This is a genomic window from Fontibacillus phaseoli, from assembly GCF_003337355.1.
Taxonomy (GTDB): Bacteria; Bacillota; Bacilli; order Paenibacillales; family Paenibacillaceae; genus Fontibacillus; species Fontibacillus phaseoli.
This window is the reverse complement of the sequence record NZ_QPJW01000012.1, coordinates 105,348-120,215: the sequence shown is the minus strand read 5'-3', so window position 1 is coordinate 120,215 and position 14,868 is coordinate 105,348. Positions and strand designations below refer to the sequence as shown.

Genomic DNA, 14,868 nt, shown 5'->3' with positions numbered 1-14,868 from the left:
TCTCTCCTACTCTCTCTTATTTTCATGTGTTATCTACACTAACCTTACGGCCGGTTCATGAACGCCTGCCCGGAAACGTACACGAACCGTTCTCCCCGGGCCATGACATGGACTTTCTGCTCCGGGAAATGTTCGTACATATAATCCACAAAGTAACCCGGCTTCTCCGCATTGCCTGCAAACACGTCATAATGCAGCGGAATCGCGGTCTCCGCGCCGATGCTAACGGCGAGCTCGGCGGCTTCCCGGTAATTCATATTGCCGACGATGCCGCGCTCCCGGCGGAAGAAATCCCGGCCGTTGATGGGCAGCATCGCCACATCGGGCTTAAACGCCCGGAGGCGTTCTATCAATCCGGGATAAACGACCGTATCCCCGGCATGGTATAGCGTTACGCCGTTTAACTTAAGTACATAACCCACGCTGCGGTAGTGTCCCTCCGCATCTTGCTCCAATTGTTCATGGGCGGCGGGAATCACCGAAATTTGCAGCTTGGAGAACAGCTCGGTTTCCCGGCTATCATCCGCTACCAGAATTAGCGGCTCCTTCACTCCCATTGTGATCAATGGACCCTTGCAGCAGGCCGGAGCCATAAACGGAGCCTTGCTGTTCTGCTTATGAAAGGCCGGTAAGGTTCCGGCGTCCATGTGATCCTCATGCTCATGCGTAATCAGGCAGAGGTCCGCCCCTACGATATCTTCCGGAACAATCGGCGCCGGATAGGAACGTTCCGGTCCGTTTTTGTCCAGATAATCCGATACATAAGGATCGATATATACGGTTACTCCGTCCCCTTTGATAATGACGCTCTCCTGTCCAAGAAACCAGATCGCCAAAGTTCCGTAAGGAACCTCGGTTTGATTCACTTCGTTAATGAGGGCGGCCCCTCTTCTTCTGTTATGTTCGTTCATCTGTATCCTCCCCAGGTTCCGACAAAGTTTCTCCGCCCTTAATGTAACGGTTCCACTCCGATCCGGTCAATGCGGACCGCGACATCCGCACTCTGCAGTCCGATTCGTCCCTGAAGGAACGGTGCAGCGCTGCGATCGGTGTAAGACAGAACGGGATCGCTTGAATCCCCCGTATACACTTCGATGGTCGCACCTTTCGCGATCACCTTTAGATGCAGCTTGCCGTCAGCTCCGGGGGAGCCTGTTCCCCAAGGTACGCTTTTTAACGAGGTAGTGCCATAGTTGATTTTATCGAGATGCAAGCCTTCGGCATCGGCATAAATATAATACCCGCGAACAAAGTCGGACCGATGCTGATTCTGGTCCAGCCCGTTTGCCGGCTCCGAAGCCCGAATGAGCAACCCGGCGCGGCCAGCATTCTCCATCCGCTGCAGATCGACCTGAACGCTGTAATCGGACCAGCCGGGTTCGCCGGTCAAAGATTTGGCGGGCGATACCGAAGAAGCGCGAAGTTCTCCTTCTTTCACGGACCACATGCCTTCAAACCGGGTCCAGCCAAAATCATTGCCGTCGTCAAAGAAATCTTCCCATTTCTCGACGGGCTGGTAACGCCCAACCCTGAACCAGTCAAGATCCAGGGTTCCCTCTGTAATCTCAAGCTTCCACCGTTGTGGCCCCGCCGGCAAATCCATTCCCGGTGCGGATACGATCTGCCACTCTTCTTCCTTCTCCCGTGCCGCCAAGAACGCCGCCATCTCCTCTCCGTCCTGATCGACCAGCCTGAATGCCACGTTCTCCGATATAGGCCGGATTCGGAAGTGAATCGAGTATTGACCGGGTTCATCCGGATTTACCAAATAGTTCCCCCAATCCCCCGCCTGGAGTCCGGACAGCACGTACCCCCCGTTCCCGTCACTCTCCATGTTTATGGTGCCGCCTCGATAAGAGGACTTGGCAGCGGCATCCGCTTTCTTGGCGACCCGATAGGCTTTGCCTTCCTTGCCTTCCTCAAAATGGACCGCCTGCACTTGACCCGGCAGGGGCTGATAGGCACGTCCGTCGCTGCTGCCGTTCACCTCGTTGCTGTACGCGATATACCCGAATCTCGCATCCAACCCCGCTGCGGCATAACCGATGGCGCCTCCACCTGTCACCGATGATCCTGCGTATTTCTGCATCTCGTCAATATAAACGCGCAGATCAGCATTTCCGGTGTTTCCGGTAGCAGCATGCTCGATCCGGATTTTATGCCACTGGTTGTAATCGAAGTCCGCAGGCAGATCTGCTTCGCCAAGAACGCGCTCTTTCCCGCCGGATCGTTCGGTCAGCTCCATCCGGCCCAACGCCGGCAGCAGCCATACGGTGCCGTAATTTTGCTCATCCTGATACGAGAAAACGGCCCCGACCCTCGATTCGGCCTTCGCTCCGCTCTCTGCGCGAACGTAAAACTCCGCCGTATACCCCGGCTCCGTCTCGGATTTGGTCCGCAGCATAGCTATGCCGGCCGCATTTGCCGCCCGCACGCCGGCACCCTTTTCGGCATCGACCGACCAGTCTCCTTTCCCGGATTTAAGCCATGACTTGCCGAGCTTATCCCGCTCGAACCGGTCGGCAAAAGCGGGCAAAGTCGGCGCAGGCTGCGGCGTGTCCGTGGGTCCGGCCACGGCGAATCTGTCTCCGTTCCAGAAGAGCCGGTCCAGGTTCATATGACGCAACGGCCCCACAATGCCCGGGCCTTCAAGATTATGATAAATCATGTACATGGAGTCGAGGTCCGGGCCGGTGACGAGCGAATTATGTCCCAGACCGACCGTTTTGCCTTCCGTCCGGATCAAGACGGGATTCACTTCAAACGGCTTGAATGGCCCCAGAGGCGATTCGCTGACCGCCGCATCAATCCGGTAACCGTTGCTGAAGACATGATTTCCGGTATAGGTCATGTAGTATAAACCATTTCTTTTGAATACCGTTGGCCCTTCGGTCCAGCCGTCCATATAAGCCCCGGTCGGCGAGCCCGGAGCCGTTACGGACAACGGAGAATCCATCGGCGCGGCATCGATGCCGCCGGTTCCGGCATAATAGAAGTACCAGGTTCCGTCATCGTCCACAAAGGTCGAGGCATCGATCATTCTGCCGAAATTGTCCGTCGCCACCCGGAAGGGTCCGACAGGCGAGTCGCTTTCGAGCACATAATGGCCGTTTCCGGCCGGTGAAGTATACATATAAAATTTGCCGTTCCAGTACCGTACCTCGGGTGCATAGGCGGCTTTTGTAAGGGAATCTTCCGTACACAATTCCCGATATGTCCAATCCGCCAAATCGGGCGAACTCCACACTTTAACCCCCGTATCAGTATCCCGAGTACTTACATACAAGTAATAATACCCGTTGAACGAAAAAATAAAGGGATCTCCAAGCCCATACTCTTCCCATTCATCCGGCAATGACAACGGATTGTTCCATGTCAGGGCCGATTCTTTTTCCGCAGGCGAACAAGCCCCTGTTACCAACAGCAGTAACATGATCGCCAGCCATTTCCCAAAGCGCACGAACACTCTCCCCTTTCAAAATATCCCGGTGAACCCCGTCTCTCAAAAAAAAACGGCAGAATCGTCGGACAACGGAATCTGCCGTTTTGTAATTATTTTCGGGTTCCCTCCACGATAGCGCGGATCGTCTCCAGCGGAAGCTTCGGCTTCCGGTCATAAGTCAACAATCCGTTGATCTCTTGTTCCACATCGCTGAATTGGGTGTAACAGAAGCCTTGAATGACCGGCGATTGCAGCATCGGATCCACGACATTGCTGAGCCGTTCCACAAAATCCTCTTCATTTACGGCTCCGGAATACCCCCATCCGTCCCACTCATTCTTCTTGAAGGAAATACCTCCAAATTCCGTGGCGAGAATCGGCTGGCCTGCATAAGGGAAGCCGGGGACCAGAATCCACCGGTTCCCGGGCTGGGCACTCAGCGCCGCTGCCTTGGTCGCATAGCGCTCCGTCAGCACCTCGCGCCTCCATTCATAATCATGGATGGTCACCAAATCCGTGCTGACCATCTCCCAACCGTCATTAGAGATGACGGGACGACTCGGATCAAGCGATTTCGTCATATGATAGAGCGACAAAGCATGCTGCTGTTGTTGCTTGTCGACCAGAATATTGGGCACGCCCCAGCTCTCATTGAGCGGCACCCAGGCCACGATGCACGGATGGTTGTAATCCCGCTCCACGGCCTGAATCCACTCCTGCGTCATCCGTGCCACGTAAGGCTCGGAAAACTGGTACGCGTTTGCCATTTCGCCCCAAACCAGCAAGCCCAGGCGATCCGCCCAATACAAGTAGCGGGGATCTTCGATTTTTTGATGCTTGCGCGCGCCGTTGAAGCCCATCTCCTTCGTCAACTCCACGTCCCTGCGCAGATCTTCATCGCTCGGAGCGGTCAATATGCCCTCCGGGAAATAACCCTGGTCCAGCACCATTCTCATGAAATAGGAACGGTTATTCAGTAACAGCTTCCCATCCTCAATGGAAATTTTCCGCATGCCGAAATAACTTTTTACATTATCAGCAACCACGCCGTCCACGCTCAAGGTCAATTCCAGGTCGTACAAATTCGGTTTTTCCGGCGTCCACCAGCGTCCCAAACCATGATCGTTGAAATCTTCGAGATGAATATGGCGGCTGGCCGACTCATGTCTCAGCGAGAACATATCTTCCGTTACAAATTCACCGTTAAATGTAACGGTCGCTTTAACGCTGACTATAGCGCCAGGGCGATAGCCGGACAGAAACACGTCAAGCGCAATATCGTTTTCGTCTATATCGGGAGTCAAGCGAATTCGCCGGATATACGTTTCCGGAACCGGTTCAAGCCAAACGCTCTGCCATATCCCGGTTGTCCGCGTATAGAAGATACTGGCCGATTTCTCCTTCCAGTACTGTTTGCCTCTCGGCAAGGTTACATCCCGGCTATAGTCGGTCGCTTTCACCACGACGGTGTTTTCTCCCTCGACGAGAAGATCGGTAATATCAGCATGAAACGGGGTGTGTCCACCTTCGTGCATCGCTGCAAGCTTCCCGTTCACCCACACCTTCGCCTCATAATCAACAGCGCCGAAATGGAGAAGAAGCCGGTCTTTTCTGTAAGCATCGGGTACGGAGAATACTTTCCGATACCAGACTGTATCATGAAATCCGGTGTCGCCTATTCCGCTTAACCGGCTTTGGTGGCAGAACGGCACGATGATCTTGCTCGCAAAATCATGATTTTCGTACCAAGCTTCCCGCTCGCCCGTCCCGTAGTCGTCATAATCGAAATCCCATTCCCCGTTCAAGCTCATCCATGCATTGCGTACAAATTGCGGCCGGGGATATTCATTGCGTACCGATTGATCAGCCATTGTTTCTACTCCTTCTTTATCCAGTAGTTATTTCTTAGTGTCATTGATCAGAGCCGCGCCGCGCGCCGGTTTCGTAATAATCCATATGCTGAACCCGATGACGGCAAGCAGTCCCAGTTCCATCCAGAACGTATCCAGCAATCCCAGCAATAACAACGGCTGATTGGACTTCAGTGCAAAAATAAGCACATTGCTCATCACTAGAAACCAAAGCACATTTCGTCCCATAGCCTCCAGCGGCATAAACGGCAAGGGATATTTTTCCATCACCCGAGACAGAAGATAATATCCGTATAACAGCAAAGCTGGGCCGGCGATCCACCAAACCGAAGGCGGAAAACGTTCCGGCAGCGAGGCGTCGGCACCCGAGAGCCACTTCCATGCAAAGGCTCCCGAGGCAATCGCCGCTCCCGCCAGCACCCGCCAATCCCAACCTATGCGATACCGGGCAAACAGCATGCCGAGCAGATAATACGGGAAATATTGCAACACGGGAAACGAGGCAAAATCCCGGGTTCCAAGCAACGGAGCCCATGCAGCCGCGTGAATATATCCATAAGGGATCCAGGTGGTCAGAAGCAAGAGTCCCGCCGCCGCGAATCCGACCCATTTTCGCCCGACCAGCCACTTTAATGGAACAAACAATAACAAACCGAGCGCGATTAAATAAGTAAACGAAGCCAGAAATTCAGACCAGCCCGGCATATCGTTCAGCAGCAATATCGGCTGGATCGTTTCCCATTCCAACGGCGACTTATCGATAAACAGCCGGTATGCCGTCCCGGAAATATAAAAGGCGAGCAAGGTTTTGAACGCCGCTGCGAGCATGCGGTGCCAGACCTCGGCCAGCGGCTTGCTATAGTACGCCAACTGGCATACATACCCGAAACTGAACACAAATCCCGAGAACGTGATCAAGTTAATGAGGTCAATCCACTTCTGCCCTTGCGGGAAAATCATCGGGTCGCTGAAAAATTGCAGGGAATGGCAATACACCATCCCGAACACCAGCAGGCCCTTGAATAGATCAATCGCCCTTTCACGCTGACGCACTGCCACAACCGATACTCCCTTCGCTTATCCTTTGATACCAGAGAGGCTGACTCCCTTGATAATCTGACGCTCGAAAATAAGGAACAGCAGCATGATCGGCAGTGAAGCTACGGTATTAATAACCATCGGCTTCACGTAATCTTCCGTGTACTGATTCATTAAGGTAGGAATCCCCATCGGCAGCGTGAACAGGTTGTCGTCGGTAACCGACAGGAACGGCCAGAGAAAATTGTTCCAAGAGCCGATAAACGTTAGAATCGCGATCGAGACGAGCGCAGGACGAGTGAGCGGAAGCATGATGCTTACGAAGATCCGCCAAATTCCCCCGCCGTCGATCTGAACGCTTTCCAGCAGGTCGTTTGGAATTCCGTCGAAGAAGCTTTTTAACACGATGATCGCGAAGGGTGAAGCCAGAGCCGGAAATATCAGGCCCATGTATGAATTCAAAATCCCCATATCTTTGGCGACCTGGTACAGCGGGATGAGAATCGCTTCTCCCGGAATAAGCAGCCCGGCCAAAATGAAGAAAAACATAAACGTCCTGTAGCGGAACGGAACCTTGGACATCGCAAACCCCGCCATTGCAGCGATTACCAGCGTCAGCAGAGTCACGCATACGGCGATAAAAAAGCTGTTCCAGGACCAATTGATCAGTTTGGTGCCGGTAATGATTTCATGATAGACCGCGAAGGAATAAGGTGGCGTAAACCAGTCCACGACGGAGGTGATTTTCATGCCTTCCTTTTTCACGGAAACCACAAGCATCCAGACGAGCGGAAAAGCAAACAACAGGGCCATGAACATGGAAAAAATCCGATAAAACCACTTCATTTCTAGTTCGCCTCCTTCCGGTTATTGACCCAGTATTGCAGCCCGGACAGCACTAGAAGAATGACGAACAGCATATAGGACATGGCAGAAGCGTACCCAAGGTCGTTTTTCCGGAAGCCCGTTTGCCAAATCAGTTGGATGACGGGACGCGTCTGATCGAGAGGTCCCCCGCCGGTCATGACATAGATCTGCATGAACACTTTAAATGAAGCGATGATTTGCAGCATCGTTATCGTTTTCGTAATCGGGCTGAGCAGCGGCAGTGTGATTCTCCAGAACAGCTGGGCATCGGTCGCTCCGTCCAAACGCGCCGCTTCATAAACTTCGTCCGGCACGTCCTGCATCGCCGATAAGTACAAAATAAAGTTAAAACCGACCGTCCACCATAACGTTAATAGCGAGATGGCGATCCAGGCCAGATTCGTTTCCGACAACCAAAAGATCTCCGAACCTTCCGGAAGCAGCTTCACTAAGTGGAGCAAAGAATTTACAAGTCCCGTATATGGCTGAAACACAAACAACCCCAGAAAAGAGGCAACCGCCACGGACAGAATGCTCGGGATAAAGAACACGCTACGGTAAAACCTTTGCAGCCTGGAGTTGCGGTTGGCGATAAGCGCCAGAATAATGGCCAGAACGATCATTAACGGCGTTGTGATGATTACAAAAATCGTGGAATGCCAGATGGATGCCCAAAAATCCTGATCTTGAAACATCCGTTCATAATTGCCTAACCCAACGTACTTCATCTTTTTGATAAGCGTCCATTTATAGAAACTCATCTCCACGCCCTTGATCATCGGCCAAATGGTAAACAGGAAATAAACGACCAAGAAGGGGAGCAGGAACAGGAGTGCCTGCACGTCTGCTCTCAATTTGTTCATTTTCATAAGCACCATACCTCCCCATATGACCGGCAGACTTTACGACACCCGCCGCAAAGTCTGCCGAATTCATTACCTGATCCGCTATTCGCTGAGCACCTTTTGCACTTCAGCCGACATCTTGGCGATTCCGTCAGCCGGAGTCAATTTGTTCGCCCATACCTCGTTCAAATATTTAAACATGGCCAAATCACGAATTTGCCAGTTCTTTGTGGAAGGTTTGCTGAATTTAACGGTTGAAGCTACGGATACATAGTCGCTGCGGTAAGGAAGATCTTTAAATTCCTGTTTTTCGAATACGGACGGCTTGGAAGGAATATGACCGGCCTTGGCCCAAACCTGTCCGTTGTCCGCAAGCCAGTTGGCGAACGTAATAGCTGCTTTGCGCTTAGCCGGATCTTCTTTCTTTGTTACCGGAAGAATTACCGTATGCGAGTCACCCCACGTAGCTTCCTGGTCAAACACTTTCGGAATCGGCATCGCTCCGAATTCAAGCCCTTCCGTCGATTCCCAAGTGCCGGTCGCCCAAACTCCGGTCATCATAATCGCTGCCGTGCCGCTTTGGAAGTTTTTGTAGAAGTCCGGATCGTTCAATTTAATCACTTTATGTTTATGGAACAAGTCTTGGACATATTGGGCCGCTTGGACCGCTTTGTCCGTATCGATTTGTGCCGAGCTTAGATCATCGGAAACCACGTCATTGCCGCCCAGTTGGGAGTAGAGCGCCCACCACAAACGGAAAGGATCATCATTTGTGTTCGAAAGAGCAAACGGTGTTACCTTCTGCGGCAATTTCTCTTTAAGCGTGGTCAGAAAAGCAATAAATCCGTCAGCCGACTGCTCCAGAATAGGCTTGCCTTCTTCATCTAGCAGTCCCGCCTCCTTCAGCAGTTTCTTGTTATAGTACATAATAAATGGATGCGTATCGATCGGCACTGCATAATGCGCTCCGTCCACCACGGAAGCATCCAGAATATTCTGATTAAAGGTGGTCCAGTCCACGCCAGCCTCGGTAGCTACGTCGTCCAATTCCGACACAACCCCTTGGTCGATCAGGTCAGGCAGCCGGGATATGTGCGAAATGCCGACATCCGGACCATTGCCGTTACCGACTGCGGTAATGAGTTTTGTGTAATACTCTCCCCACTCCAGCTTCGTATTCTTGACTTGAATGTCGGGATGCTCCTTGTTGAAGGCATCAATCATCGCTTGCATATTGTCGCCGTCACCGCCGGAGAACAAGGTCCAGAAAGATAGGGTGACTTTCTCTCCATCATTTGAAGCGCTTCCATTTCCTTGATCGGCAGTTCCCGCATTCGTAGTTCCTGTTCCTCCGGTATTTCCCGTATTGCCGCTGTTGCCGCCGCATGCGCTTAACATTAAGGACAACGATAGCATTAAGGCGAGCACCATCCCATAACTTTTTTTCATGTTGACCTCCCCTTTAACCATTGATGAGGTACAAAACATCATTATTGTTTTATTACATGTTTTTTGTACCTTTGAAGCTAATATAATGCCCATATTCCAGAATGTCAACGGTTTCAAACTAATTTATTGTAATAATTTATGTTTTAGGTCTTTTGTTACAGAATTATTGTAATAATCAACTTGTCTCATTATCTTGACGTATAATAATAGGACAATCTTTGCCCCTGTCTTATTTCTTACGCAAATAAAAGGAACCATCATCTCCCTAAGGAATGATGGTTCCTTTTATTCCGTCTCTTCCTGAGTATACGCTACCCGCATGACGATATCCTGTTCGTAATCCCCGAATTGTTTGCCGAAAAGATTAACGCCGCCCTTGTGTACCGCTTCCGAATCGACCCCGACTCGCAGCCGCAGGCTGGGACGCTGATTCAAGTGCAGGTCATCTATCGTCACATCGGACACTTTTTGCATATCCAGCGTCGTACGATCATGGTCGATCCGCCATGTTTTCAGCAAACCGTATTGCGTCGTCCAATCCAGCCACCATGACGGATTCAGCACGCCCCGCCGGTCACCGAAATCACCGGGACTGGTCCACATTCCAATTTCAACCCCATTAATCCATATCGAAATGTCCGAAGGCCAATCATTGTCGTAATTCGGCGCTTCCGAGCACATCTCCATGGAAAATTCGATCGATTGAATACTCGCATTCAGGGGAATCTCCAAAGGAAGCAAGTATTCCACATAACCTTTGCGGAACCAGATAATTTGCGCGCCTACATGCTTTGGATGATAAAAACTGGCCGGTTCATCTTCCCTAACCAACATTCCCTCGTGGGTAGCCATGCCGCATGTCGGGTGAACTTCGCAATCACTATAATGTCCGATCGGCATTTCGACCTCATAAAACTTCATCCCGTCCTTGGTGGAACGGACGCTTGAGTTTAACGAAATAAGAATATCATCATAATTCCGGCTGCATACCTTCATCGCCCCGCGTACCGCCGGAAGCAGCTCCGTATTGATAAGTTTGGCCGCTTCGAGTACCTTAACGTTGTTAGCGACAGTGGAAACCGGAAGCTGCAGCGCCTCGGCAAGTTCAATAACGTTCATGCTCCGCGTATTCAGCAGGCGAAGAATATCGACCCTGGAACGCGTAGATAGGGCATGAGCCACTTGAACCAATTTATCGGCTTCGTGGATACCGACTTCCAGCATAAGAATCCTCCTACAGCATTTACAAGAATTTTACATAGGCAATCTCTAATGTACTTTACTATAATAAGCTGTATTAAAGCAATAATATTAATTATATTGGAAAATTGGCTGCTCGTATGCTTTTTTTTATATGCTTTCAACATCTTCGGAATCATTTTACTCCGATGCTTCCATAGTATTCTTTAGTTCATCCTATAAATGAAAAAAAACCGGCATTTAACTATGCCGGTTTTTAAGTATTTATGCCTATTTCATACCAGTACGAAAGTTACTCCTGATACTTTATGCTCCCGACGGGAGAGGTATTTTTATCTCGGTTGCCAGCGGAAATCCAAAATCCGGCCTTCCGTCCTCTTTCCAGCCAAACTTTTGGATCCGCGTGCTTCGCGGACTTCCCGCCGAACGGTCCTGTTCAGTCTCGGAGTAGGAATAGGCATGGTAAACCAGCCAGTCTTCCGAACCGTCCGCCGAAACGGTAAAACTGTTATGCCCGGGTGCGTAAACACCCGCTTCCGGATTCTTGGCGAAGACCGGGCCGTTATGCTTGATCCATGCCTGGGCGTCCATAAGATCCCCGGATTCCGAAATCATCGTCATTCCCAGACAGTAATCGTCGGACCAGGTTGCGCTTGCCGAAAAAACGAGGAAGATTATCCCGTTCTTCCGCAAAAAGGACGGTCCTTCGTTAATGGCCATTCCGCCTTGCTTCTCCCAAGGTTCCGTCGGTGCCGTTATAAGCACGTTAGGTCCCGTTAATGTCCAGGGATTGGCCATACGGGCGGCATAAATGGCTGATCCGTAATCGGGAAAATGCCCATAGCCGGAATAAAAGAAATACAACTCGCCCTGGTGCGGCAATACCGTTCCATCCAAGCCCGGATACTCCGTATTAACGGCTCCTTTAAATATCCACTCGTCGTTCATGGGATCATCGCCCTTAAGCTGAAGCACGCATACTCTCCTGGTGTCGTCTCCCCCGCCGTCGTTCGCCGTATAATAGATATACCAACGATCTTCGATATAATGAAGCTCCGGCGCCCATAAGTGATGAGAGTATGGCCCTGGCGATTCAGGCATCCAGACGGTTTTTGGAGCAACGTCGCCCAGTTCCGTCATCGTTTTGCTATGCCGAATCGCGATGCGGTCTCCCAATGTAACCAACATGTAATAACTGCCGTCCTTCTGCTTTAAAATCCAAGGATCGGCACCGTTCTGCAAGATCGGATTGCTGAATGAATTCCGGGCCATGGTTATCCTCCTTTGCCCCTGTACTGTGAACCAAGCCTAGCCGTTGTACCGGATTGACAGATCCAGCGGATAACGTCCGGCATTGCGGCCGTACAGGGCCACGCCGCCTTCTTCTGCCTGCAGTTCCAAGCGGAAAGTACGGCTGCGGTTCAGCCTGGCCGTCAATTGCACCGGGACGCTCAACTTGCAAAGATAACCGTACGATCCGGCTTCATCCAGTTTGTTCGCGACCGGCTGGTAATGCCAAGACAATACGCCACGGCTGTCCGCCGGATCGTCCGGCAGAACGAACGAGCCGATGCTTTCGCCGTCGATCAGCACGTTCAGGCGGGAAGGATGCTTTTCCTCATCGGTCATGTAATAGGTGTTAGGGTTATATTCCACTTTCGCGTCGGCACCATGCATCGCCCCGATTCCCATATCGGTATCTATCGAGCCCTCGGTATTCCGGGCCAATACCCGCTTTGCTCCGGCTTCGAACAGAATTTCGATATCGTGAATGGCGGTCTTCTCCGTTAAGCCGGGCAGCGTTATGTCATAGATCAAACTTCCCTTCCCCGCACCGCTTACTTTCGCACCTTGAATCGAGGTCCACTGATGTTCAAACGTCTGCTCCGCATAAGAGCCTACCGGGATCTGTATAACCTCAACATCCGTCTTGTATCCGCCGGTTTCGCCGCTTCTTACATCGAACGTTGTGAAATTGCGCGTAATCGCCTCACCCTCTTCGTTGACAAGGGAAACCGCCAGCACAGCTACCGCGTCCCGATCAGGCATCGTCAGAGTCAGCGAAGAAAGCGGCACAACGCCGTAATCCTCCCAATCCAACTGGATGACACCGCTATCTTCCACGGTGCGGACGCCCAGTTGATCATGCCACAGCTCCCATTTCACCTTCAGCTTTTGCCCATGATAGCGGTCGGAGAAGCTGGACCGCAGCATGGGAACAACCACCTGTCCGCGAACGGAAACGGTCTGGCATGGAGGGGCATCCAGGACGATGAAATCCGGGGTATGCAGATCGGCAATACTCATGCCGGGTACGAAAGCTTCATATCCGAAATCTTTGCCCGTTCCATCCAGGCGGTAATAACCGTTGAATTCGTTGGTCACGTCGCGGAACTCCGTAAACACGAACCCGCACAGTTTGTCGTGCTTGCGGAACTCGTTCATCATGTAGCGGTAATGCCAGGCGAGGTCGCTGTCGCCTGCACCGTTTTCGATGCCCCACACATTGCCGCATTCGCTGTTCATCAAAGGAGCATCCGATTGTACATTACCGCCGATGCAGTTGAAGGACGAGCCCGGGTACGTTTTGCTGACGACTTCATCCAAATGGGCGCGGACCTGATCATACCCGTTGATATAGAAATGCCATGTATTGATGTCGGACTCGACGTGATCATAATTGCAAGGCGAGTTGTCTTCGATGATCCGGGTCGGATCGATGCGCTTCGCCCAGCGGTATTTTTCCCGCACCCATTCCTGGGTTTCCGGCAAATAGCTGCTCTGCCGCTGGATATCGCCCGTAACTCCCGCTTCCTTGGGATCTGTCTTGAGCCCCCACGTCTCATTGAACATCACCCAGGAGAAAATCGACGGATGATTGTAATCCCGCTCGATGACCTCCAGTGCTTCCTGCTCGTAAGCTTGGCGAGCCTGTTCATCCGGGTTGCCCCAGAAGCAAGGCATATCCTCCATGACGAGAATGCCCAGTTTATCCGCCCAGTACAATTTGCGCGGCTCTTCCGGCTTGATATGGATACGGACGAAATTGAGCCCCAGGCGTTTCATCAGGTAGATTTCGTCATGCATTTCCTCATCGGACGGATAAGTAAAATAACCGGTTTTGTGATAAGACTGGTCCAGCGTGCCGTTCAAATAAACCGGCTTGCCGTTCAGCGTAATCCAGCGGTAACCCCGGTCGCCGAAGGCAGCCGTCCCGATCTCCCGGATGCCGAAATAGGTACTGACTTGATCAAGGCCAAAAGAACCGCCCAGCTTTAATGCCCCCTCATACAAATGCGGGGTTTCCGGACTCCATAACCGGGGGTCGTTCACGATAAACGAGGTATTCACTTCATTTTCACCGGCAAGGAGCTCCACGGGTATGGCATGCAGGATGGAAGCGCCTGCAAAATCGAATGTAAGCTCGGCCTTTCCTTCTTGTTCCGCCTTGATGGTTGCCGTGACCTCGATCCGGCCGTCTATATAAGTTCTGAACTTGGCTTCTCTAATGTAAGTTTGCGGGCGGGCTTCCAGCCAAACCGGTTGCCAGATGCCGCGGATTTCGCCATACCCCTGCTTTCCGCGCGCTTGATAGTTATGGTCCTGATCCTCGGCTCTTACGACGATCGTATTGTTGCCTTCCATTTGCCAGAAGCTTGTAACATCAAACTCAAACGAGCCGTAACCGCCTTGATGACTTCCGGCATGACGGCCGTTAATCCAGACGTCGCACGAATAATCCACCGCTCCGAAACGTATAAACATCCTGGAGCCTGAAGTTGCCGGATGCCACGCCACCGTTCGCCGGTACCATCCGATCCCCTTCACGTCTTTACCGATGCCGGACAACGGGCTGGTCCAAGAAAACGGGACCTGGATATCCGAGTCGAACGGAACTTCACCGTTTACGCTCCAGTCGTTTTGGACGCCTTCATTTTTGGGGTCAAAACGGAATGACCATGAACCGTTTAAATTAAACCATTCTGCCCGTTGCCAGTGCGGATGGGGAAATTCCGGGCGGGGCACTCCCAATGCTTCCTGATTTAACATAGTGATGTTCACGCGATACACAACCTTTCACAGCAGATTATGTGCCCATATTAACACCTATATATGATTTTTACAATGTTTATTATTGTTTTACAATATTAGTTTC

10 protein-coding genes are annotated in these 14,868 nt (G+C 51.6%); all 10 read right to left on the bottom strand.

Annotated features, from left to right (window positions below; genetic code table 11):
• Positions 1-44: 44 nt before the first annotated feature.
• The 10 genes from DFP94_RS21075 to DFP94_RS21030 all read right to left on the bottom strand — a co-directional run bounded on the left by DFP94_RS21075 (position 45) and on the right by DFP94_RS21030 (position 14,774).
• Positions 45-911 carry an MBL fold metallo-hydrolase gene (locus DFP94_RS21075; RefSeq protein WP_114498432.1) on the bottom strand — a complete coding sequence of 289 codons (867 nt, stop codon included), beginning with the start codon at positions 909-911 and terminating at the stop codon, positions 45-47.
• Between the two features lie 38 nt (positions 912-949).
• Positions 950-3,460 (bottom strand): family 43 glycosylhydrolase, encoded by a 2,511-nt coding sequence (locus DFP94_RS21070; protein WP_114498431.1) that lies wholly within the window; start codon positions 3,458-3,460, stop codon positions 950-952.
• Between the two features lie 92 nt (positions 3,461-3,552).
• Positions 3,553-5,313 (bottom strand): glycoside hydrolase family 2 protein, encoded by a 1,761-nt coding sequence (locus tag DFP94_RS21065; protein WP_114498430.1) that lies wholly within the window; start codon positions 5,311-5,313, stop codon positions 3,553-3,555.
• A gap of 27 nt (positions 5,314-5,340) precedes the next feature.
• Positions 5,341-6,372 (bottom strand): acyltransferase family protein, encoded by a 1,032-nt coding sequence (locus DFP94_RS21060; RefSeq protein ID WP_114498429.1) that lies wholly within the window; start codon positions 6,370-6,372, stop codon positions 5,341-5,343.
• Between the two features lie 18 nt (positions 6,373-6,390).
• On the bottom strand, positions 6,391-7,197 hold the full coding sequence (locus tag DFP94_RS21055; protein ID WP_114498428.1) for a carbohydrate ABC transporter permease: 807 nt from the start codon (positions 7,195-7,197) through the stop codon (positions 6,391-6,393).
• A 2-nt stretch (positions 7,198-7,199) separates the two neighbouring features.
• Positions 7,200-8,087 (bottom strand): carbohydrate ABC transporter permease, encoded by an 888-nt coding sequence (locus DFP94_RS21050; RefSeq protein ID WP_114498427.1) that lies wholly within the window; start codon positions 8,085-8,087, stop codon positions 7,200-7,202.
• A gap of 78 nt (positions 8,088-8,165) precedes the next feature.
• On the bottom strand, positions 8,166-9,512 hold the full coding sequence (locus tag DFP94_RS21045; protein WP_114498426.1) for an ABC transporter substrate-binding protein: 1,347 nt from the start codon (positions 9,510-9,512) through the stop codon (positions 8,166-8,168).
• Positions 9,513-9,797: 285 nt separating this feature from the next.
• Positions 9,798-10,736, bottom strand: coding sequence for an ArsR/SmtB family transcription factor (locus DFP94_RS21040; RefSeq protein WP_114498425.1), 939 nt, complete (start codon positions 10,734-10,736; stop codon positions 9,798-9,800).
• 282 nt (positions 10,737-11,018) lie between these two features.
• Entirely contained in the window at positions 11,019-11,984 is a 966-nt protein-coding gene (locus DFP94_RS21035) for a glycoside hydrolase family 43 protein (protein ID WP_114498424.1), read from the bottom strand.
• A gap of 36 nt (positions 11,985-12,020) precedes the next feature.
• Entirely contained in the window at positions 12,021-14,774 is a 2,754-nt protein-coding gene (locus DFP94_RS21030; RefSeq protein WP_245955032.1) for a glycoside hydrolase family 2 protein, read from the bottom strand.
• Positions 14,775-14,868: the final 94 nt, after the last annotated feature.